Genomic DNA, 19,153 nt, shown 5'->3' on the forward strand with positions numbered 1-19,153 from the left:
AAGCGCCAAGAAAAAGCCCGCCGGCGAAACCGGCGGGCTTTTTCTTGTTCCAGAAGCGACGCGGGCCGGTCAGGCCTTGTCGCCGTGGCCGTTCACCGGAAAGAACTGGTAGAGCCAGGTCTCGGTCAGGGCGGCGCCGTCCTTGTCGCGGACGAACATCCGCATGTCGATCGGCTCGGTGCCGGTCGCGATCAGGTCGAAGAAGACGCGATAGACACCCGGCTCGCCGGCGACGACCGGATAGGCGTCGGAAAGCGTGACATTGCCACGCGAGACGGTGATCTCCGCCTTGCCGTCACCGCGCTTCAGCGCCGCGACCTTCGGGCCGGTGAAATCGACGACGAAGCGGACGGCGCCTTCGGGACGCGGCTGGCCGGGAATGCCACCGACGCCGTGATAGGTCGCCTGCACCCGGCCGAGATCGGTCGGATTCGGCTCGTCCTTGTCCCAGTAGAGCTTGTAGCCGAATTCGAGCGGACGGCCGGCGAAGACCGGCTCGGTCGGCACCCAGTAGACGACGAGGTTATCGTCGATCTCGCGGTCGGTCGGAATCTCGACCAGTTGCACGGCGCCCTTGCCCCACTCGCCCTTCGGCTCGACCCAGACGCTCGGCCGGCGATCGTAGAAGACGCCGTCGTCCTGGAAGTGATCAAAGTTGCGGTCACGCTGCAGGAAGCCGAAGCCGCGCGGGTCCTTGTCCTGGAAGCTGTTGGTCATCACGCTCGGCGGATTGTTGAGCGGGCGCCAGATGCGCTCGCCCGAGCGGGTCCACATGGCGAGGCCATCGCTGTCATGCACTTCCGGGCGCCAGTCGATCGCCTGGCTGCGCATGGTCTCGGAGTACCAGTACATCGAGGTCAGGGGTGCCAGGCCGAGGCGGGCGATCTGCCGGCGGGGGAACAGCTTGCAGTCGATGTCCATCACCACGGCCTTGGTGACGGCGTCCTTGCTGCAATCCATCCGGTAGGCGCCGGTCAGGCTCGGGCCGTCGAGCAGGCAGTAGACGATGACCCGGCCGTCCTGGCCGAGCACGCGCTCCAGCCAGAAGCCGGTGAAGCGCGGGAACTCCTCCGGCTCCGGCATGGCGGTGTTGACGGCGATGCCGCGGGCGGAGAGGCCGTACTGGTCCTGCGAGCCGGACGAGCGGAAATAGGAGGCGCCGAGGAAGGCGAGCCAGTCGGTCGTCTGCGACGGCATCTCGACGCGGAAGCCGGCAAAGCCGATATCGTCCGGCAGGTCGAGCGCGGGATGGCCCTTCGGCATGTCGAAGGCGCTGCGGCGATAGAGGATCTCGCGCGACAGGCCGCCGTCGATGACGTGGATCGAGGCCGGCTCCTGGAAATACTTGCCGAGATGGAAGAGCTGGATCGGATCGCCGCCCTTGCCGTCGGCCCAGAGCGCATGATCCTTGCGGAAGACGATGCTCTGGAAATTGTCATAGTCGATCTTGTCGAGGATGGCGCCATAGGGCGAGCGATCCGCGACGAAAGGCTTGCTCGCCTTCTCGGCGGCGAGCGCCTTGACGCTGTCGAAGGAGAAGGGCTCCGGCGGCCCCAGCACCAGCCCGGCATCCTCGGCCGAAGCCGCCGCCGAAGCGTGGCCGGCACCGGAAAAGGAAACTGCAGCGAAAGCCGACAGGAATGTCAGCATTGCATCTCGACGCGTCGGTTGGACCATGTCCGCTCTCATTGTGAAGCCAGGGCGGCGCATTCCAGCAAGGCGCCGCAGAACGTCAATCGAATAGCACGGCTCCACCACGTTGCGCAGGGACGCAACGCCGGAGAGCCGTTCCGTTTCAGTCTATCCCGCATTGAGAAGACCAGATCATGGCAAACTTCAGAGAGTTTTCTTGAACCAGGCGGATGTCTTCTCGATCACGCCATTGGCCATCGCCTGGTCGTCACCGAGGCTGCCGAAGATGTGGTCGCCCTCGGGCACGATCCACACCTCCTTGGGCAAGCCTTTGGCGAGCTTGGCGAAGCCCTCGGGATAGGCGGCGGAAAAGTCCTTCGAGCCGGCGATGGCGAGGTAGGCGCCCGGATAGGTCGCGAAGGCCGTCTCGATCTTGTGCGCGTCGAGGCTGTCGAAGAAGCCCTTCTTCAGCACGATCGTGCGCCAGCCGAGATCGAGCCCGACCACGCCCTCCTTCTCGGCGGTGGCGACCGCCTTCTCGCCGATCGAGCCCTTCAGGTCCTTGGCGAAGTCCCCGACCGACGACCAGGTGACGAGCGACTTGAAGCGCGCGGGTTCGGCCGCCGCCGTCAGCGTGGCGACGCCGCCGCCGAGCGAGAAGCCGAGAATGCCGAGGCGTTTGGCGTCGATGCCGGGCTGGCCGGCGAGGAAGTCGGCCGCGACCCTGGCATCCTCGAGCTGGCCGTCGATCGTCGTCGCGCCGGTGTCGCCGTCGCTCTTGCCGAAGCCACGGAAATCGATCCGGAGCGAGGCGATGCCCTCCTTGGCGAGCGCCGCCGCCTCGCGCGCATACATGCCGCCGACCTCGTCGCGCGACGAGCCGAACCCGTGCAGCATCAGAACCGCCGGCGCGCGGCTCGCCCCTTCCGGCAGGTTGAGCGTGCCGGCGATGCCGCCATCGAGCGTGACCACGGTTTCGGCCGCCGAGGCGACGGCCGGAAGCGCCAGGACGGCGAGCAGGGCAAGCGAGGCAGGCAGGCGGCGCGTCATGTCGTCGTTCCTTGTGAGGGGAGAGGCAACGGCAGGAAAGCCCGCCATCCCGGCGTCGTCAATGGCGAGGACAATCAGGACGGGTCTTGATCGAGATCATGGCGTCCTGCTTGCAGGGACGGTTTGCTCCGACCGCCAAATGCGCTCAGGATGCCCCATCGACAATTCCCTCAAGGAGGTCGCTATGAACACGATGAAAGCCGCCGTCGTGCGGCAGTTCGGCAAGCCGCTGACGATCGAGGACGTTCCGATTCCCGAGATGCGGCACGACCGCATCCTGGTGAAGGTAGAGGCCTGCGGGGTCTGCCACACCGACCTGCACGCCGCCGAGGGCGACTGGCCGGTGAAGCCGAACCCGCCCTTCATCCCGGGCCATGAGGGCTCCGGCTTCGTCACCGCGGTCGGCCGCGACGTCAAGGGCGTCAAGGAAGGCGACCGCGTCGGCGTGCCATGGCTCTACACCGCCTGCGGCCATTGCGAACACTGCTTCTCCGGCTGGGAAACGCTGTGCAACGAGCAGCAGAACACCGGCTATTCGGTCAATGGCGGCTATGCCGAATATGTTCTTGCCGACCCGAACTATATCGGCCACATCCCGAAGAAGCTCGATTTCGGCGCGGCCGCCCCCGTCATGTGCGCCGGCGTCACCGTCTACAAGGGCCTGAAGGAGACGGAAGCAAAACCGGGTCAGTGGGTGGTCATCTCCGGCGTCGGCGGCCTCGGCCACATGGCTGTGCAATATGCCAGGGCGATGGGCCTGCATGTCGCCGCCGTCGACATCAGCGAGGACAAGCTGAAGCTGGCGCGCGAGCTCGGCGCCGAGGTCACGGTCAACGCCTCGGAGGGCGACCCGGCCGCCGCGATCAAGAAAGCCACCGATGGCGGCGCGCATGGCGTGCTGGTCACCGCCGTGTCGCGCCCCGCCTTCGCGCAGGCGCTCGGCATGGTGCGCCGCCGCGGCACGCTGGCGCTGGTCGGCCTGCCGCCCGGCGATTTTCCGACCCCGATCTTCGACGTCGTGCTGAACCGCATCACCGTGCGCGGTTCGATCGTCGGCACAAGGCAGGACCTGGCGGAATCGCTGGAATTCGCCGCCGAGGGCCTCGTCACCCCGCACTACAGCTGGGACAAGCTCGACAACATCAACGCCATCTTCGACGAGATGCGCGCCGGCAAGATCGATGGCCGCGTCGTTATGCAGATCGCCAGCTGATCTCCGGGGGCGCCGCGCCCGGCGCGTGGCGCTCCCAATCCGCCATCTGGTTGCGGAACCAGGTGCCCTGCCGCTTGGCATAGCGGCGCGTCTCCATCTTGGCCCGCTCGATCGCCTCGTCGAGCGACAGCTCGCCGGCGAGATGCGCGCCGAACTCGCGAATGCCGATCGCCTTCATCGCCGGCAGCGCCGGATTGAGGTTCAGCGCCAGCAGGGCTTCGGCCTCCGCCATGCCGCCGCGCTCGACCATGAGATCGAAGCGTCGGCCGATGCGCTCATAGAGCACAGCCCGCTCCGGCTCGAGAACGATGCGTCGAACCGAAGACTCCTCGACCAGCGGTGGCGATCCGGTCTCGCGCTGCCATTCGCCGATCGACCTGCCCGTCGCCTCCACAACCTCCAGCGCGCGCGTCACCCGGGTGCGATCGAGCGGCGCGAGCCTTTCGGCGCTCTCCGGATCGAGCCGCCCGAGCGCCGCATGCAGGGCCGGCACGCCCTCCGCGTCGGCCCTCGCCTCGATTGCAGCCCGCAATTTGGCCGGGATCGGCGGGATCGAGGAAAGCCCCTCGGTCAGCGCTTTGAAATAGAGCCCGGTGCCGCCGACGACGATCGGCAGCGCGCCGTCGCGCCAGGCCGCCTCCAACGCCTCCTTGGCATCCTCGCGCCAGCGCGCCACCGAATAGCGCTCGCTCGCCGCGACATGGCCATAGAGACGGTGCGGCGCCTGCGCCTCCTCCTCCATGTCAGGACGGGCGGAGAGGATGCGCAGCTCGCGATAGACCTGCATCGAATCGGCGTTGACGACGACGCCGCCATGCCGTCGCGCCAGTTCAAGCGCCAGGGCCGACTTGCCGCTCGCGGTCGGCCCGGCTATCAGGACGGCAGGTCCCATTTTCGCTGAATTCAGGTTCCCCATGCCGTCCGATACCGCTCCGTTCGAATATGTCGCCACGTTCATAGCACGGCCGGAACACGCGGCATCGCTTTCGGAGGTTGTGGACGAAGCCGCCGACCTGCCCGGCGCCGGGCGTCCCGACTGGCTCGCCGACGGCGAGGCCTGCGACGTGCCGCTCCCCCCGGCCGAGAACGGCCTCACGGCGATCCGCGCCGATCTCTTCGAGATGATCGACGGCCGCCCGGTCGATGTCGTGGCGCAGCCGGTCGCCGGCCGTCGCAAGAAGCTGCTGATCGCCGACATGGATTCGACCATGATTGGTCAGGAATGCATCGACGAACTCGCCGACATGGCGGGGCTTAAGCCCTATGTCGCCGAAATCACCGAGCGCGCCATGCGCGGCGAGATCGCCTTCGAGCCCGCGCTGCGCGAGCGCGTCGGCCTCCTGAAGGGCTTGCCGCTCTCCGTCATCGACACGGTGCTCGCCGAGCGCATCAAGCTGATGCCGGGCGGCCCGGAACTGATCCGCACGATGAAGGCCAACGGCGCCTATGCCGCGCTGGTCTCCGGCGGCTTCACCCTGTTCACCGGCCCGGTCGCGGCCATGATCGGCTTCGACGAGAACCGCGCCAACATCCTGAACCATGCGGACGGCGCGCTGACCGGCACGGTCGAGGAGCCGATCCTCGGCCAGGAAGCCAAGCTTTCGGCGCTGATGGACCTCGCCCGCCGCTTCTCGCTCTCGAAGCACGAGACGCTGGCCGTCGGCGACGGCGCCAACGACCTCGCCATGATCCGCGCCGCCGGCCTCGGCGTCGCCTATCACGCCAAGCCCAAGGTTGCCGCCGAGGCGGCCGCCCGGATCGACCACAACGACCTTACCGCCCTGCTCTACGCCCAGGGCTATCGCAGAAGCGACTTCGTGACATGAAACCGATCGAAACGGCGCGCCTCCGCCTTCGCCGCTGGCAGGACGCGGACCGCGCGCCGTTCGCGGCGATGAGCGCCGACCCCTTGGTGATGGAATTTTTTCCCGCGCCGCTCGACGCCAAACAGGCGAACGCCTTCATCGACCGCCTCGAGAGGCACTGGGACGCGCGCGGCTACAGCAATTTCGCCCTGGAAGAACGCGAAACCGGCGCCTTTGTCGGCCTGACCGGCCTGCTCGACGTGTTTCCGGAAGCTCCCTTCGCTCCGTCGGTCGAGATCGGCTGGCGCCTCGCCCGCCCGTTCTGGGGCAAGGGCTATGCCCGCGAGGCGGCAGAGGCGGTGCTGGCCGCCGGCTTTGCCGAGCATGATTTCCCGGAGATCGTCGCCTTCACGGCCAAGCCGAACCTGCGCTCGGCCGCACTGATGCAGCGCCTCGGCATGACCCGCGACCCGGCCGACGATTTCGACCATCCGGCCGTCGCCGAAGGCCATCCGCTGCGCCCGCACGTGCTCTACCGGATTTCGCGCGAGGATCTCGAGGGACGTTAGGAAAGACCCTCACCCAACCCTCTCCCGCAAGCGGTAGAGGGCGCGCATCGCACCCGATCGCGGCAACGTGCCATCGCGATGAAAGGCGCTGCCCGAAAAGACCTCGCCCGCTTGCGGGAGAGGCTATTCGTCGAGCTTCAGCGGCACGAAGCGCAGCTCGCCGGCCGTGTTGGCGATCAGGAAAAGCGCCGACTTGCGACCGTCCTTCTTGAGTGCGTCGATGCGGGCCGAAATGTCGGCCGGCTTCGAGACCGGCTCCTGCGACACCTCGACAACGACCTCTCCGACGGCGATGCCCTTTTCGGCTGCGGAACTGCCGGGCTCGACCTCCGTGACGACGACTCCCTTCACCTCGGACGCGACCGAGAACTGCTTGCGCAGGTCCGCCGTCAGTTCGGAGAGGGTCAAGCCGAGCAACTGGGTCACAACCGGCTTCGGCGGCTCGGCCGGCGTCGGGTTCTGCTTCTCGTCCGCCTTGGCGACTTCCTCGGTCAGGCGGCCAACCTTGGCCTTGAGCGTCGTTTCCTTGCCCTTGCGGATCACCACGACGTCGACGACCTTGTCGATGTCGGCGTCCGCGACAAGGCGCGGCAGATCCCGCATCTCGCCGATCGGCTTGCCGTCGAAGGAGATGACGACGTCGCCGGGCTCGATGCCGGCCTCGGCCGCCGGGCCCTTCTCGGTGACGCCGGCCACCAGCGCGCCGCGCGCCGGGCCCATGCCGAGACTCTCGGCAATCTCGTCCGTCACCTGCTGGATGCGCACACCGAGCCAGCCGCGCCGGGTTTCGCCATACCGGCGGATCTGGTCGACGACATGCATGGCAGCGTCGGAGGGAATGGCGAAGCCGATGCCGATCGAGCCGCCCGAGGGCGAGATGATCGCCGTGTTGATACCGATGATCTCGCCGTTCTGGTTGAACAGCGGCCCGCCCGAATTGCCGCGATTGATGGCGGCGTCGGTCTGCAGGAAATTGTCGTAGGGACCGGAATTGATGTCGCGGTTGCGGGCCGAGACGATGCCGGTGGTGACCGTGCCGCCGAGACCGAATGGATTGCCGATCGCCATCACCCAGTCGCCGACGCGCATCTTGTCGCTGTCGCCGAACTTCAGCGCCTTGAGCGGCTTCGCGGCCGTCGGCTTCACCTGCAGGACGGCGATATCCGTCTTCTCGTCGCGGCCGACCAAGGTCGCGGTCAGCTTCGTGCCGTCATTGAAATTGGCGATGATCTCGTCCGCGCCTTCGATGACGTGATTGTTGGTGATAATGACGCCCGTCGAGTCGATGACGAAACCGGAGCCGAGCGACTGCACCTTGCGCGGCGGCGCGTTGGTAGTGCCGTCCTTCTGCTTGTTGAAGAACTCGTCGAAGAATTCCTGGAAGGGCGAGCCCTCCGGGGCCTGCGGCGCCGGGATGCCGCGCGCGCCTTCGACCGTCTGCGAGGTCGAGATGTTGACGACGGAATCGACGAGCCCGGCGGCGAGATCCGCAACGGAATCGGGCCCCTGCCCGGCCCAGGCCGGCGCGAGCGCCGCCGGCGTCGCGGCCGTCAGGAACGCACCGAGCGTGACGGCAAGGCGCAGGCGGTTGGGTTTCTTGGTGGCCGCGGCCATCTGCATCTCTCCTCTGGCGACATCGTCGAGCATGCCACGACGGCGACTTCGATACATCTAGCGCAGGGCGCTTTCGCGCCGGGAGTCAATTGCGCGCGAGCCAGACGATGGAGACGCCGACCGCCAGCGCAACGAGGCCGCAGCCCCGCAGCAATGTGTCTGATGCGGCAATTCCTTGCCGCATCATCATTTTCGCAACGGTCGGCACCATCGCGTAGAACGCGCCCTCGATGACGAGGACGAGTCCCAGCGCGGTGACGAAGTCGGTCACGGCGTCGCGGCAGGTGCCGGTGCGGCCGGGGGCGCCACGGCCGGAGCCGCAGGCTTGGCCGGCGCCGCGGCGGCCGGGGTGCCCGGCGTCGTCCGCTCGGGAACCGGCAGCGCGTTGCCGCTCGGATCCGTCAGGTAGCGGAAGAACGGCGACGTCGGCGAAATCACCATCCGCGTCGTGCCCGGCTTCATGCCGTCCTGATAGGCCTGCATGGAGCGGTAGAACGAGAAGAAGTCAGGATCCTGCTCGAACGCGGCCGCGAAGACGCGGTTGCGCTCGGCGTCGCCGTCACCCTTGATCTCGTCGGCCTGCTGGTTCGCTTCTGCGACGATGACAGTCGCCTGGCGGTCAGCCTGGGCGCGGATCGTCTTGGCGGCCTGTTCGCCCTGCGCGCGGATGTCAGTCGCTTCGCGCTGACGCTCCGTCTGCATGCGCTGGTAGACGGCCTGGCTGTTCTCCGGCGGCAGGTCGGCGCGGCGGATGCGGACGTCGACAACGTCGACGCCGAGGCGCCGGCCCTCGCGGTTCACCTGGTCGGTGATCTGCGACATCAGCGGAGCGCGGCCTTCGCGCACGATGTTGCTGAAATCCATCTGGCCTGCCGCACCGCGGATCGCAGAGTTCAGGATCACCGCCAGCCGCGATTCGGCCACGGGGATCGAGCCGGCCGCCTGATAGAACAGCAGCGGATCGATGATCTTGTAGCGGCCGAAGGCGTCCATCACGAGGCGCTTGCGGTCGCGGGCGATCACTTCGATCGGCGGCGAGTCGAGATCAAGCAGCCGCTTGTCCAGCATCACGACATTGTCGATGAACGGGACCTTGGCATAGATGCCCGGCTCGGTCGCGACGCGGACCGGATTGCCGAAGCGCAGCACCAGCGCCTGATGGGTCTGGTCGACGATGAAGAGGCCGGAATAGGCGACGATCGCGACGATGATGACGACGACGAGGCCGAGCCCGCCGAAAATCCTGCTGATCACTGCGAGCCTCCCTGCTTGGCCGCGGGAGCACCCTGCAAGGCAGGCAACGGCATATACGGCACCACGCCACTTCCCTTTTCGTCGACGATGATCTTGTCCATGTCGGCAAAGACGCCGGAAAGCGTATCGAGATAGATGCGCTCGCGCGTCACGGCGGGCGCCGCCTTGTAGGACTCATAGACCTTGGAGAAGCGGTCCGCCTGGCCCTTCGCCTCGGCGACGATCTGGTCGCGGTAGGCGTTGGCGGCTTCGACGATCTGCGAGGCCTGGCCGCGCGCGCCGGGAATGACCCGGTTGGCGTAGGTCTGCGCTTCGTTCTGCACGCGGTCCTGGTCCTGCTCGGCCGCCTGCACGTCGCGGAACGCGTCGATGACCTCGGACGGCGGGCCGACGTTCAGGAGCTGCACCTGGGTGATCTGGATGCCGGCGCCATACTGGTTCAGCTTGTCCTGCATCAGTTGCTGCGCGGCGTTCTGGATGCCGAGACGCTCCTCGGTCAGCACGCGCTGGATGTCCGAGCGGCCAATGATCTCGCGCATGGCGCTTTCCGCCGTCGCCTTCACCGTACCCTCGGGGTTCTGGACGTTGAACAGATACTTGCTGGCGTCGTTGATGACCCAGAAGACGGCGAAGTCGACGTCGACGATGTTCTCGTCGCCGGTGAGCATCAGGCTCTCCTGCGGAACGTCGCGTCCGCTGGAACTCGGATTGCGATCATCCTGGATCGAGCCGACCGTCGTGCGGTTCACGCGCGTCACCTGCGGCGTGTAGACCGCCTCGATCGGATAAGGCAGGCGGAAGTTCAGGCCCGGAGGCGCGCTGCGCTGGTACTGGCCGAAGCGCAGGACGACGCCCTGCTCGTCCGGTTCGACGCGGAAGGTGAAGAAATTATAGCCCAGGAAGGCCACAACCACCGCCAGAACGGCGATGAACAGGACAGGATTGAAACCGCCGCCGCCCTGGCCGCCACGGCCGGGCAGAACCTGTTTCAGCTTGTCCTGGCTGCGACGAAGGAGTTCCTCGAGATCCGGCGGATTGGGGCCATTGCCGCGCGGTCCCTGACCCCAGGGGCCGCCATTGCCGCCGCCCTTCCATCCGCCGCCCGTCTGGTTGCTCCAGGGCATCTTCGCTCCTTAGTTGTCGATCCATAGGCAAGGCGTACCTGCCCCCGCCCATCGAAGCAAGAGAAGCCCCGGATATGCGGCCACTGCAGGGCCTCAGCGTCGCTGGAAGTGGTGTGCCGGCTCCACGCTTTCAACGCGGGTGCGGCGTTTATCCACGACGTCGTTGATAGATGGTAAAGCGCGTCGCCGCCGTATCGGAGGCACCAGCGGGGACCTCTTCGGTCGAGACGGGCTCCCAGACGGCCGGATCGATCGCCGGGAAATGTGTGTCGCCGGAGGGCGCGGCGTCGACATGGGTGATGTAGAGACGATCGGCCCGGTCCATGAAGGCGCGGTAGATCTCGCCGCCGCCGATCACCATCGCCTCCGCCGGCTCCGCCGCCGCGGCTTCCGCCGCGCCGATGGCGGCGTCGAGCGTCGCAACGCTGACGACGCCCGGCGCGCCGAATTCCTTGTCTCGGGTCACGACGATGTTGACCCGGTTCGGCAGCGGGCGGCCGATCGAGGCGAAGGTCTTGCGGCCCATAATCACCGGCTTGCCCGACGTGATCGCCTTGAAGCGCTTGAGGTCGGTCGACAGCTTCCACGGCATGTCGCCGTCATTGCCGATGACCCCGTTTTCGGCAACCGCCGCGATGATCGAGAGCTGCATCGTCATTCTGCCTGCGGCAGCGCCGCACCCTTCGAGGACCCGACGTCCGTCCTCTTCTTGGCCGGCTCTTCCTTCGTCTTGTCCCCGGCGGAGATGCGGTCGACCAGAGCCAGCAGCAGCGCCGAGAGGACGAAGGTCATGTGCAGGATGGTCGACCACATGATCTTGTCGTTCGTATACTGGTTGGCGTTCAGGAACACCTGCAGCAGGTGGATCGACGAGATCGCGACGATGGACGACGCGACCTTGATCTTCAGACTGCCGGAATCGAGCTTGCCGAGCCAGGACAGGTCGTGGCCGGCATTGTCGAAGCGGCTGACATAGTTCTCGTAGGACGAGATCATCACCATGACGACGAGGCTCGCGACCAGCGCCGCGTCGATCAGACCCAGCATGGCCAGAATCATGTCCGCCTCGTCATAGACGAACACGTTCAGCGCCACTTTCCAGAACTTGGCGACGAAGGAGGCGGCGTAGAGGAGAAGCGCGGCGCCGAGGCCGCCATAGAAGATCACCAGCAGCCAGCGCGCCGACATGATGAGCTTTTCGATTGTGTTCTCGAGCGATTTCAAGAGAGGGGCTCCATGGGTCTGAGGCCCAGCATATACGGATCAGGTGACCGTTTCGCCAACCCTGCCCGAAGCGGGAATTGTCGATCCGAGGCGAAGGAGCGCGTCGCCCTCGACCCGGCAGCGCTGCCACTCGACGAGGCGGCGGGCGCCCTGCGCCTCGTAGAAGGCGATCGACGGCGCGTTCCAGTCGAGCACCGACCACTCGTAGCGCCCGAGCGCTTCCGCGACGCAGCGCCGCGCCAGATCGGCGAGCAGCGCCTTGCCGATGCCGTGGCCACGGAACTCCGGCCTCACGAACAGATCTTCGAGGTAGATGCCGTGGCGGCCGTTGAAGGTCGAGAACGTATAGAACCAGAGTGCGAAGCCGGCCGGCTCGCCGTTCCACTCGGCGATCTCGCAGAACACTTTCGGCGCATCGCAGAACAGCGCCGCATCAATCGCGACCGCGTCGGCCTCGACCTCATGCGCGAGCTTCTCGTAGTCGGCGAGCGCCTTGACGAAGTCGAGCACCAGCGGCGCGTCGCCCGGGCGGGCGTGTCGAAGGACGAGGGACATTTGCAGACTCCGGGGCTTCAGGGCGCTTCGGCGCGCGGCTGCAAGATCATGATGTCGAGATCCTGCTGCGGTTCGAAATTCGTCTTCACCACCTCGAACTGGGTCGGGCCGATCTTCTTCACGCCCTCGGCGCAGAAGGAGACGAGATTCCTAGGCGAGCCCTTGTCGACGACGAGGCGGAACCTGGCGATCGGGCCTGCCCAGTTGCTGCCGGTGCGCAGCACATAGGAGACGCGGTTCTCGAACAGGCTGTTGCCGCCATCGGGCGTGAGCCCGGCGCGCGCCGCCTTCAGGAAGGCGTCGTCCATGCAGTACTTCTGGCGGTACACCTCGAACCAGGGCTCCGACTGCGCCTCTGGCGCAACGAAGGACACGTCGGCGGATTGGCCGACGCTCGGCCGGTAGCTGTGCTCGACGACGATGCGCTTGCCGGCCGGAAAGGTCTGCTCGCGGTAGAAGACCGTCGACAGCAGCCAGTTCGGCGCGAGATGCTTCACCATCCCCTTGCCGTCATTATCATATTCGTCGATCGCGGCGAGGCCGAGCTGGACCAGGTTTTCCTTGTCCGCCTGCGGCAGCGCATCGAGCGCCTTGCGCGTCGCGTCGAGATGCAGCGCCAGCGGCACGCCGAGGCTGGTGAGAAGCGCCGTCTGGTCGATGCCGAGCGCCGAGGCGCGCTGCTGCACCTTGGTCTCGACCGGCTTGCCGTCGACCGTCGTCTTGAAGCCGAGGAAATTCTGCGGATCCTCGACCGGGATCGAGACCATGAAATCGATGCTGCCCTGGATGTCCGGCATCGGGAAGGCGACCAGCGTCGTCACGTCGTGGTCGGCATGGTTCTCGAAGGTGTAGCGGACCCGCACCTCGTCCAGCGAGATGAAGAGGTCCTCCGACTGCATCTCGATGTCCTCGGTCAGGACATAGACAAGGCCACCGGTCGAAAGCGCGGCGGTTGAATCATTGGCCCTCGCCGGCGCAGCCGATGTGGCGGCAAGCAGAAGGGCGAGGCAGGCGGTCGCGGCGCGCATGACGGGGGGACTCCGGCCAAGGATCGGGATTCCAGCTCTATCAGCCCCCTGCCCCGGCGGTCGAGCCCGACGGCATCAGGACGTAACCTCGGTCACACGGCGATCGGCGCCTTGATGGCGGGCGCGGGATCATAGCCGACGAGCTCGAAATCCTCGAAGCGGAAATCCTCGATCCGCTTCACCGACGGGCTGATCTTCATGGTCGGCAGCGGCCGCGGCGTGCGTGAAAGCTGCAGTTTCGCCTGGTCCAGATGGTTGGAATAGAGATGCGCGTCGCCGAGCGTGTGGACGAAATCGCCCGGCTTCAGCCCCGTCACCTGCGCCACCATCATGGTCAGCAGCGCATAGGAGGCGATGTTGAACGGCACGCCGAGGAAGATGTCGGCCGAGCGCTGGTAGAGCTGGCAGGAAAGCCGCCCTTCCGCGACATAGAACTGAAAGAGGCTGTGGCAGGGCGGCAGCGCCATGTCGTCGACCTGCGCCGGGTTCCAGGCGGAGACCATCAGCCGGCGCGAATCCGGCTTGTTGCGGATCATCTCGATGACATTGGCGAGCTGGTCGATCGTGCGGCCGTCGGGAGCGGGCCAGGAACGCCACTGCGCGCCGTAGACCGGGCCGAGATCGCCATTCTCGTCCGCCCATTCGTCCCAGATCGAGACGCCGTTTTCCTTCAGGTATCGGATGTTGGTGTCGCCGGCGACGAACCAGAGCAGCTCATGGATGATCGAGCGGAGATGCGCCTTCTTGGTCGTGACCAGCGGGAAGCCGTCGGCCAGGTTGAAGCGCATCTGGTAGCCGAAAACCGAAAGCGTGCCTGTCCCTGTGCGATCCTCCTTGCGGACTCCGTGGTCGAGGACGTGCTGCATGAGGTCGAGATACTGGCGCATGAAAACGTCCGCGATAGAGCCGGCTGGAGATTCGAGATTGTCGCGACCATACAACGGCTGGGGTCGCGGATCGAGTTTGCGCCGGCGAAGCATGGAGAATTTGCACGGCAACGCGGACTGCGCTCAACTGCGGATGGCGCTCCGCAGCCTCGAGCCTGCCGGGGACGAGATGCGATTCTTCGACTTGCAGGAATTCAGCTTCCAGGAGCGTGGCATGTCTCAGACGATCAACAACCCGGACGTCTATCTGCATGTCCGCGTCATCATCGGCATCATCCTCGGCCTCAGCGTTTCCCGGCTGTTGAGCGGACTGAGCCGCTTCGCCCAGCATCCGCTCCGCAACCCGGTCTTCGTCACACATCTCCTCTGGGTCGCCTTCGCCTTCCTGTGCGTGGTGCATTTCTGGTGGTTCGAGTTCTATCTCGCCTCGGTCTCGGAATGGACCTTCGAGCTCTATATCTTCATCATCTTCTATTCGAGCCTCTACTTCGTGCTCTGCGCCATCCTGTTTCCCGACAGCCTGGCGGAATACGCCGGCTACGAAGACTATTTCATGTCGCGCCGGCAGTGGTTCTACGGGTTGGTCGCCGCGATCTTCCTGGTCGATCTGGTCGATACCGCGATCAAGGGCAGCGCCCATTTCCACTCGTTCGGCATCGTCTATCCGGCGCGGAACATCATCTATGCCGGCGTCGCCATCGTCGCGATGTTCGTCGCCGACAAGCGTTTCCATCTTGCGATCGCCGTCCTCGGCCTCGCCTTCCAGATCTTCTGGATCCTGCGCGCCTTCAGCACCTTGCACTGAGACGCGCGGGATCCGAAGGAAAGCCGGTCATTCCGCCGGGGCGGCGACCGGGCGGCGACGGCGGCCGAGCGTCACCTGCGCCAGGGTGAAGGCGATGACGCCGCAGCCCGCGATGCCCGCGATCATCGGCAGCGCCGTGCCGTCGAGGAAGAGTCCGACGACAGCCATGACGACGGCGCCCGTCGCCATCTGCAGCGTGCCCATCAGCGCCGAGGCGGTGCCGGCGATCTCGCCATGCTCGTCCAGCGCCAGCACGGCGGAGGCCGGAATGACCAGGCCCAGGAAGCCGTTGGCGACGAACAGCATGCCGATGATCACCGGTAGACCGTCGATGCCCGACAGGACGAGCAGGAACAGGACCACCACCGCGGCGGCGAAGCCGGAGACCGCGACGCGCATCACCCGCGCCAGGCCGAACATCGACCCAAGCTTGCCGTTCAGCTGCGAGAAGCCGAAGAACGACACCGCATTGATCGAGAAGGCCAGGCTGTATTGCGTCGGCGTCAGGCCGTAGTGGTCGATCAGCACGAAGGACGAATTCGCCAGATAGGCGAAGAAGCTGGAGATGCCGAACGCGCCGATGAAGACGAGGCCGAGGAAATGGCGGTCGCGCAGCAGCAGCCAGTAGCCGGCGAGCGCGCTGCCGATGCCGCTTTCGACGCGGTCTTCGGCCGGCCGGGTCTCCCGCAGCGCCAGCGCCAGCAGCAGAATGCCGAGGATCGCCGCCACCATGACGATCCAGAAAATGGCGCGCCAGGAGGCGAACGCCGTCACGGCGCTGCCGGCGAGCGGTGCGAGGATGGGCGAGACGCTGAAGACAAGCATCAGCATCGACATCAGCTTCGCCGCCTCATTGCCGGTATGCAGGTCGCGCACGATGGCGCGCGGCACCACCATGCCGGCGCAAGCGCCAAGCCCCTGCACGAAGCGGAACGCCACCAGCATCTCGACATTCGGCGCCATCGCGCAGCCGATCGAGGCGAGCGCGAACAGCGCCAGGCCGAAATAGAGCGGCGGCTTGCGGCCGACCATGTCGGCGAGGGGGCCATAGATCAACTGGCCGAAGCCGACCGAGAGAAAGAACGCCATCAGACTCATCTGCACGGCGCCTGTCGAGGCGCCGAGATCCTGCCCGATCGACGGCAGAGCCGGCAGATACATGTCGATGGCAAACGGCCCGATGGCGCTCAGCAGGCCGAGAATGACGGCGTAGCGCAGCAGCGATGAAGACATGACGGACACCATGAATGCGGGCGATCCAAATCGCGCAGGACGGCAAAGCCGTTGCGAAATCTGGATCCCCGAAAGAATGGGAGCAGCCGTTCTGGCGCCCGGGCGCCGCGGCTTTTTTCTGTAATGATCGGCACAATAACTAGCATCCGTGCCGCGCGCGTCAAGCGCGTTCGGCGCGGATGCCCCATCTTGCCGCTTCGGCGTGACGCGATTGCAACGTCGGCGCCGCCGAACCGGGCGCTCACGCGCGGTTTCCCGTGCGTTTCCCCTTCCCTGCGCAGACAGGGCGGTCCCGACACCTAGTCACGGCCGTTTCGATCGCCTATATCAGCTTTGCCGGTGCAAGCCGGCTATGGCGATAAACTGTCATCGAAATAAACCCATCGGACCCGGGGGCGGTACCCGGCGCCTCCACCCAAGCCCACCCTTGAAATGGTGGTTTTCGGCGGGGGCGAAATAGGATCGACGAGGGCGTAAAGGGTGTGCTTTCGCTCGGCATGGTACCGCCGTTATCGGACCAAATCTGTAGTTGCAAACGACAACTATGCTCCGGTGGCTGTTGCCGCGTAAGCGGTACCGGTACCGAAATAGAAGTCCTCACGGGTAGCACTGTGTAGGCGGGGTCCGGAGGCACCTGGCAACAGAAGCCTCCACTTCCTTCCCCCTCCCGCTTGCCGGCCCGTCCGCGCCAATTCGCTCCGCCCGAGCGATGCGTCCCGATGCCAAGCGCTCTTCCTCGCCCATGAATTCGGCGCTTTCACCGGCATGAAGGCAGGTTCCGGGCCGCTTATGCGAAAACCAGGGCTTCGCGACCTTGACTTATCCGGGCGGTAGATCGAGTTTTCGCTTCGACGAGGCTCGTCAGGGAGCCGTTTTTAGCGCGGGTCCGCGGCTTGGCCGCACCGGGTGCCTGTCTCGACCCCGACCGCATTGATTCTGGGTAGTCGCCTTTCATGGCTGAAGATCTGATCCGCTACGACATTCTGGCCCAGGACGCGCTTCGGGGCGTCGTGCGCAAGGTGCTGGCCGAGGTTGCCAAGACCGGCCTTCCCGGCGACCACCATTTCTATGTCACCTTCGAGACCCGTGCGCCCGGCGTCCGCATCTCGACGCGGTTGATGACCGACTACCCCGAAGAGATGACGATCGTCATCCAGCACCAGTACTGGGACCTCTCGGTCACCGAGCACGCCTTCGAGATCGGCCTGTCGTTCAAGGGCGTGCCGGAGCGGCTGCTGGTGCCGTTCACGGCGCTGAAGTCCTTCGTTGACCCGTCGGTGCAGTTCGGCCTGCAGTTCGAGACGGCGCCTTCGGAAGAGGATGCACTGGAAGGCAGCCACGAGATGGAAGACGTCGACACGTCGCCGCTCGTGCTCGACACACCGGACCGTGTCGAGGAAGAGCCGGCCGAACCGAGCGAAAAGCCGGCGGCCGAGGTCGTGCGTCTCGACGCGTTCCGCAAGAAGAGCTAATCCCTCTCCGACTTTCCCTGAACGATGCCGCGCCTGCAGCGGCGGATAGAGGCTGACCACATGACGACGACCCGCATCGAAACGGATACTTTCGGCCCGATCGAGGTGGCATCCGACCGCTACTGGGGCGCGCAGGCGCAGCGTTCGCTGGGCAATTTCAAGATCGGCATCGAGAAGCAGCCGCTGCCGATCGTGCGGGCGCTCGGCGTCATCAAGCGCGCTGCGGCGGAAGTGAACGCCAAGCTCGGCCGCCTCGATCCGGAACTCGCCAAGACGATCGTCGCCGCCGCGCAGGAAGTCATCGACGGCAAGCTGGACGACCACTTCCCGCTCGCAGTCTGGCAGACCGGCTCGGGCACCCAGTCGAACATGAACGCCAACGAGGTGATCTCGAACCGCGCGATCGAGATGCTCGGCGGCGTGATGGGCTCGAAGAAGCCGGTCCATCCGAACGACCACGTCAACATGAGCCAGTCGTCGAACGACACCTATCCGACCGCGATGCACGTGGCCGCGGCCGAGGAGATCGTCCACCGCCTGCTGCCGGCGTTGAAGCACCTGCACGCGGCGCTGGCCGCCAAGTCGAAGGACTGGGCCTCGATCGTCAAGATCGGCCGCACCCACACCCAGGACGCCACGCCGCTAACGCTCGGCCAGGAATTCTCCGGCTACGCCCAGCAGGTCGAAAACGGCATCCGGCGCATCGAGATGACGCTGCCGGACCTGATGCAGCTCGCGCAGGGCGGCACCGCCGTCGGCACCGGCCTGAACGCCCCGATCGGCTTTGCCGAGGACGTCGCGGCGGCGATCGCGTCGATCACCGGCCTGCCCTTCACCTCGGCGCCGAACAAGTTCGAGGCGCTCGCCGCCCATGACGCCATGGTGTTCTCGCACGGTGCCATCAACACGGTCGCCGCGTCGCTGTTCAAGATCGCCAACGACATCCGCCTGCTCGGCTCCGGCCCGCGCGCCGGCCTCGGCGAGCTGTCGCTGCCCGAGAACGAGCCGGGCTCGTCGATCATGCCGGGCAAGGTCAATCCCACACAGTGCGAGGCGCTGACCCAGGTCTGCGTCCAGGTGTTCGGCAACAATGCCGCCCTCACCTTCGCCGGCAGCCAGGGCCATTTCGAGCTCAACGTCTACAACCCGGTTATGGCCTACAACTTCATCCAGTCGGTGCGGATCCTCGCCGACGCGGCCGTCTCGTTCACCGACAACTGCGTCGTCGGCATCGAGCCGCGCCTCGACAACATCCGGTCGGGCGTCGAGCGCTCGCTGATGCTGGTCACCGCGCTGGCGCCGAAGATTGGCTATGACAACGCCGCCAAGATCGCCAAGACCGCGCACAAGAACGGCACTACCCTGCGCGAGGAGGCCGTCGGCGGCGGCTACGTCACCACCGAGGAGTTCGATGCGATCGTCCGTCCCGAGGACATGATCAGCCCGAAATAGTCGCTCCTTCCGTCGACTTGATATCGTTACCAACGAGGCGCATCATGAGCGGGAGATCTGCTCATGGAGCGCCTCGTGAGTTTCTATGTCCGCCATGTGATCCGGCACCTGCCGAACCAAACGAACCAGCCAGGCTCTGTCTGGCGCGCCGTAGCCTGCGGCCCGGCGATGTGGCTTCGCTTCGATGGGCACGGACCTCCCGCCCCGCGAAGGCCCTTTACCCCACCCCTGCCACT

General features: G+C 66.0%; 19 protein-coding genes and 1 other RNA gene. 7 read left to right on the top strand and 13 right to left on the bottom strand.

Annotated features, from left to right (window positions below):
* Nucleotides 1-69 precede the first annotated feature (69 nt).
* The gene (locus OSH07_RS09500; protein WP_266338396.1) at nucleotides 70-1,650 is read right to left on the bottom strand and encodes an OpgD/OpgG family glucan biosynthesis protein; all 1,581 of its coding nucleotides are present in this window, start codon (nucleotides 1,648-1,650) and stop codon (nucleotides 70-72) included.
* A 186-nt stretch (nucleotides 1,651-1,836) separates the two neighbouring features.
* Nucleotides 1,837-2,682, bottom strand: coding sequence for an alpha/beta hydrolase family protein (locus OSH07_RS09505; RefSeq protein WP_266338397.1), 846 nt, complete (start codon nucleotides 2,680-2,682; stop codon nucleotides 1,837-1,839).
* 184 nt (nucleotides 2,683-2,866) lie between these two features.
* On the opposite strand from OSH07_RS09505, the gene adhP reads away from it, so the two are divergent.
* Nucleotides 2,867-3,895: an alcohol dehydrogenase AdhP gene (adhP, locus tag OSH07_RS09510; RefSeq protein ID WP_266338398.1), complete on the top strand. Its 1,029-nt coding sequence runs from the start codon at nucleotides 2,867-2,869 to the stop codon at nucleotides 3,893-3,895.
* Here the strand turns inward: adhP and miaA are convergent.
* Entirely contained in the window at nucleotides 3,876-4,787 is a 912-nt protein-coding gene (gene miaA, locus OSH07_RS09515; protein ID WP_266338399.1) for a tRNA (adenosine(37)-N6)-dimethylallyltransferase MiaA, read from the bottom strand. The genes adhP and miaA overlap by 20 nt on opposite strands.
* Before the next feature lie 22 nt (nucleotides 4,788-4,809).
* Here miaA and serB point away from each other — a divergent pair, with 22 nt between their 5' ends.
* Entirely contained in the window at nucleotides 4,810-5,721 is a 912-nt protein-coding gene (serB, locus tag OSH07_RS09520; protein WP_266338400.1) for a phosphoserine phosphatase SerB, read from the top strand.
* The gene (locus tag OSH07_RS09525; RefSeq protein WP_266338401.1) at nucleotides 5,718-6,269 is read left to right on the top strand and encodes a GNAT family N-acetyltransferase; all 552 of its coding nucleotides are present in this window, start codon (nucleotides 5,718-5,720) and stop codon (nucleotides 6,267-6,269) included. Before serB ends, OSH07_RS09525 begins: the two co-directional genes overlap by 4 nt.
* Nucleotides 6,270-6,392: 123 nt before the next feature.
* On the opposite strand, the gene OSH07_RS09530 is transcribed toward OSH07_RS09525, so the two are convergent.
* The 9 genes from OSH07_RS09530 to OSH07_RS09570 all read right to left on the bottom strand — a co-directional run bounded on the left by OSH07_RS09530 (nucleotide 6,393) and on the right by OSH07_RS09570 (nucleotide 13,955).
* The gene (locus OSH07_RS09530; protein WP_266338402.1) at nucleotides 6,393-7,883 is read right to left on the bottom strand and encodes a DegQ family serine endoprotease; all 1,491 of its coding nucleotides are present in this window, start codon (nucleotides 7,881-7,883) and stop codon (nucleotides 6,393-6,395) included.
* Between the two features lie 85 nt (nucleotides 7,884-7,968).
* Nucleotides 7,969-8,154 carry a DUF2065 domain-containing protein gene (locus tag OSH07_RS09535; protein ID WP_266338403.1) on the bottom strand — a complete coding sequence of 62 codons (186 nt, stop codon included), beginning with the start codon at nucleotides 8,152-8,154 and terminating at the stop codon, nucleotides 7,969-7,971.
* Nucleotides 8,151-9,134, bottom strand: coding sequence for a protease modulator HflC (hflC, locus tag OSH07_RS09540; RefSeq protein ID WP_266338658.1), 984 nt, complete (start codon nucleotides 9,132-9,134; stop codon nucleotides 8,151-8,153). The genes OSH07_RS09535 and hflC overlap by 4 nt, the downstream gene beginning before the upstream one ends.
* Entirely contained in the window at nucleotides 9,134-10,261 is a 1,128-nt protein-coding gene (hflK, locus tag OSH07_RS09545) for an FtsH protease activity modulator HflK (RefSeq protein ID WP_266338404.1), read from the bottom strand. Before hflK ends, hflC begins: the two co-directional genes overlap by 1 nt.
* Before the next feature lie 148 nt (nucleotides 10,262-10,409).
* On the bottom strand, nucleotides 10,410-10,913 hold the full coding sequence (locus OSH07_RS09550; protein ID WP_420909615.1) for a dihydrofolate reductase: 504 nt from the start codon (nucleotides 10,911-10,913) through the stop codon (nucleotides 10,410-10,412).
* 2 nt (nucleotides 10,914-10,915) lie between these two features.
* Nucleotides 10,916-11,485, bottom strand: coding sequence for a TIGR00645 family protein (locus OSH07_RS09555; protein WP_266338406.1), 570 nt, complete (start codon nucleotides 11,483-11,485; stop codon nucleotides 10,916-10,918).
* Between the two features lie 39 nt (nucleotides 11,486-11,524).
* Nucleotides 11,525-12,040 carry a GNAT family N-acetyltransferase gene (locus OSH07_RS09560; RefSeq protein WP_266338407.1) on the bottom strand — a complete coding sequence of 172 codons (516 nt, stop codon included), beginning with the start codon at nucleotides 12,038-12,040 and terminating at the stop codon, nucleotides 11,525-11,527.
* A 17-nt stretch (nucleotides 12,041-12,057) separates the two neighbouring features.
* Nucleotides 12,058-13,068: a DUF4424 domain-containing protein gene (locus tag OSH07_RS09565; RefSeq protein WP_266338408.1), complete on the bottom strand. Its 1,011-nt coding sequence runs from the start codon at nucleotides 13,066-13,068 to the stop codon at nucleotides 12,058-12,060.
* 92 nt (nucleotides 13,069-13,160) lie between these two features.
* The gene (locus OSH07_RS09570; RefSeq protein WP_266338409.1) at nucleotides 13,161-13,955 is read right to left on the bottom strand and encodes a thymidylate synthase; all 795 of its coding nucleotides are present in this window, start codon (nucleotides 13,953-13,955) and stop codon (nucleotides 13,161-13,163) included.
* A gap of 214 nt (nucleotides 13,956-14,169) precedes the next feature.
* Here OSH07_RS09570 and OSH07_RS09575 point away from each other — a divergent pair, with 214 nt between their 5' ends.
* Nucleotides 14,170-14,760 (top strand): hypothetical protein, encoded by a 591-nt coding sequence (locus OSH07_RS09575; RefSeq protein ID WP_266338410.1) that lies wholly within the window; start codon nucleotides 14,170-14,172, stop codon nucleotides 14,758-14,760.
* A 27-nt stretch (nucleotides 14,761-14,787) separates the two neighbouring features.
* Here OSH07_RS09575 and OSH07_RS09580 read toward each other — a convergent pair whose 3' ends face one another.
* Nucleotides 14,788-15,993, bottom strand: coding sequence for a multidrug effflux MFS transporter (locus OSH07_RS09580; RefSeq protein ID WP_266338411.1), 1,206 nt, complete (start codon nucleotides 15,991-15,993; stop codon nucleotides 14,788-14,790).
* A gap of 296 nt (nucleotides 15,994-16,289) precedes the next feature.
* On the opposite strand from OSH07_RS09580, the gene ssrA reads away from it, so the two are divergent.
* From ssrA to fumC, 3 genes are all read left to right on the top strand, one after another.
* Nucleotides 16,290-16,648, top strand: a transfer-messenger RNA (tmRNA) gene (ssrA, locus tag OSH07_RS09585).
* A gap of 298 nt (nucleotides 16,649-16,946) precedes the next feature.
* The gene (locus OSH07_RS09590) at nucleotides 16,947-17,465 is read left to right on the top strand and encodes an SspB family protein (protein WP_266338412.1); all 519 of its coding nucleotides are present in this window, start codon (nucleotides 16,947-16,949) and stop codon (nucleotides 17,463-17,465) included.
* Between the two features lie 60 nt (nucleotides 17,466-17,525).
* The gene (gene fumC, locus OSH07_RS09595; RefSeq protein WP_266338413.1) at nucleotides 17,526-18,917 is read left to right on the top strand and encodes a class II fumarate hydratase; all 1,392 of its coding nucleotides are present in this window, start codon (nucleotides 17,526-17,528) and stop codon (nucleotides 18,915-18,917) included.
* The last annotated feature ends 236 nt before the right edge of the window (nucleotides 18,918-19,153 follow it).

It is taken from the genome of Kaistia nematophila (assembly GCF_026343855.1).
GTDB lineage: Bacteria > Pseudomonadota > Alphaproteobacteria > Rhizobiales > Kaistiaceae > Kaistia > Kaistia nematophila.

What these genes read in the sequence shown, in the direction of transcription:
- OSH07_RS09505 (WP_266338397.1), bottom strand. Translation starts at nt 2,682, where the DNA reads ATGACGCGCCGCCTGCCTGCCTCGCTTGCCCTGCTCGCCGTCCTGGCG.
- OSH07_RS09580 (WP_266338411.1), bottom strand. Translation starts at nt 15,993, where the DNA reads ATGTCTTCATCGCTGCTGCGCTACGCCGTCATTCTCGGCCTGCTGAGC.
- hflK (WP_266338404.1), bottom strand. Translation starts at nt 10,261, where the DNA reads ATGCCCTGGAGCAACCAGACGGGCGGCGGATGGAAGGGCGGCGGCAAT.
- OSH07_RS09570 (WP_266338409.1), bottom strand. Translation starts at nt 13,955, where the DNA reads ATGCGCCAGTATCTCGACCTCATGCAGCACGTCCTCGACCACGGAGTC.
- fumC (WP_266338413.1), top strand. Translation starts at nt 17,526, where the DNA reads ATGACGACGACCCGCATCGAAACGGATACTTTCGGCCCGATCGAGGTG.
- OSH07_RS09560 (WP_266338407.1), bottom strand. Translation starts at nt 12,040, where the DNA reads ATGTCCCTCGTCCTTCGACACGCCCGCCCGGGCGACGCGCCGCTGGTG.
- OSH07_RS09590 (WP_266338412.1), top strand. Translation starts at nt 16,947, where the DNA reads ATGGCTGAAGATCTGATCCGCTACGACATTCTGGCCCAGGACGCGCTT.
- OSH07_RS09575 (WP_266338410.1), top strand. Translation starts at nt 14,170, where the DNA reads ATGTCTCAGACGATCAACAACCCGGACGTCTATCTGCATGTCCGCGTC.
- OSH07_RS09530 (WP_266338402.1), bottom strand. Translation starts at nt 7,883, where the DNA reads ATGGCCGCGGCCACCAAGAAACCCAACCGCCTGCGCCTTGCCGTCACG.
- OSH07_RS09500 (WP_266338396.1), bottom strand. Translation starts at nt 1,650, where the DNA reads ATGCTGACATTCCTGTCGGCTTTCGCTGCAGTTTCCTTTTCCGGTGCC.
- miaA (WP_266338399.1), bottom strand. Translation starts at nt 4,787, where the DNA reads ATGGGACCTGCCGTCCTGATAGCCGGGCCGACCGCGAGCGGCAAGTCG.
- OSH07_RS09565 (WP_266338408.1), bottom strand. Translation starts at nt 13,068, where the DNA reads ATGCGCGCCGCGACCGCCTGCCTCGCCCTTCTGCTTGCCGCCACATCG.
- adhP (WP_266338398.1), top strand. Translation starts at nt 2,867, where the DNA reads ATGAACACGATGAAAGCCGCCGTCGTGCGGCAGTTCGGCAAGCCGCTG.
- OSH07_RS09525 (WP_266338401.1), top strand. Translation starts at nt 5,718, where the DNA reads ATGAAACCGATCGAAACGGCGCGCCTCCGCCTTCGCCGCTGGCAGGAC.
- OSH07_RS09550 (WP_420909615.1), bottom strand. Translation starts at nt 10,913, where the DNA reads ATGCAGCTCTCGATCATCGCGGCGGTTGCCGAAAACGGGGTCATCGGC.
- serB (WP_266338400.1), top strand. Translation starts at nt 4,810, where the DNA reads ATGCCGTCCGATACCGCTCCGTTCGAATATGTCGCCACGTTCATAGCA.